Origin of the sequence: Paenisporosarcina sp. TG20, assembly GCF_000286315.1 — a bacterium.
Lineage (GTDB): Bacteria > Bacillota > Bacilli > Bacillales_A > Planococcaceae > Paenisporosarcina.
In genome coordinates, this window is sequence record NZ_ALJG01000054.1 from 1 (window position 1) to 1,104 (window position 1,104).

The following is a 1,104-nucleotide window of genomic DNA, read 5'->3' on the forward strand; positions in this document are numbered from 1 at the left end:
GAACCTACTCCTTAAAATACCGGAAATACTGGATTCATGGCTCACTTTCTTTTTCCATAAAAAATCACCTTTTCTCAAGAGAACAGGCGATTTAATATCAAACTTCTTTCTTATTCTGATCCCCTGCAATTGATAACCAGGTTACGCAACAAAGCATGACAAAGGCGCCAACAAGTTGCCAGTTTCCTAACATTTGTTGTAGCCAAATTACCGAAATCACCATCGCAGTTAGTGGTTCCATACTGGATAATATACTTGTTTCAATCGCACTTATGTATTTCATACTGCTCAAGAATAAGACAAATGCCAATGTACCAATGATAGTGACGCTCAATAATATGGCGGTTAACTTCCAATCTAGTAACAAAGACCATTCATCTGATAGCCAGATACGATTTAAGATTCCAAGTAACACACCACCTATAAGCATGGACCAGCCGACCACAAACAGTACACCCCATTCTTTCATAAGAGGTCCAGGATATAGAGTATAAAAAGCAAAACTTAAGCCAATTGCAAGTCCCCACGCAAGTGCGGTTGGACTCAACAATAAATTAGTTAATGATCCATTGGTTAATAATAATAATAATCCTAACAACGTTCCAATAATTCCAAAAACTTGATATTTAGGCGGCCATTTCTTTAAGCTCCATGACACAAATATGACTACAAAAATAGGCGCTAAAAATTGAAGTAATGTTGCAACAACCGCGTTACTTGCTTCGATTGCAGCAAAGAATGAATATTGAACTCCAACCATTCCAAATAGTGCAAAAATAAATAATCGTTTTATCCAATAAGGTTGTCGCCATATAGGTTTTAAACGTGTTCCTTTTATTTTCAAGTAAACTAGTAAACCACATCCAGCAAATAATAGTCTAATTGACAGAATAAAAGGAATAGTTAAATCGGAGTTTGTTAATACCCACTCTAATATAGGACCTGTAGCTCCCCACATAGTAGCTCCTGAAACGATGAATAAAATTCCTTTTACTCGAATCATCTACTAAACCTCTTTTCTACTAATATAAGTGTATCTTACTCTTGTTTTCATAAAACTCAATGAATAATTTACATCCACCTTAAGTTTCGCACCTTGAGAAT

At 35.6% G+C, this 1,104-nt stretch carries 1 protein-coding gene; it reads right to left on the reverse strand.

Annotated elements, in window-relative coordinates; translation table 11 throughout:
• Window positions 1-97 precede the first annotated feature (97 nt).
• Window positions 98-1,003: a DMT family transporter gene (locus tag B371_RS0100290; protein ID WP_019412375.1), complete on the reverse strand. Its 906-nt coding sequence runs from the start codon at window positions 1,001-1,003 to the stop codon at window positions 98-100.
• Window positions 1,004-1,104: the final 101 nt, after the last annotated feature.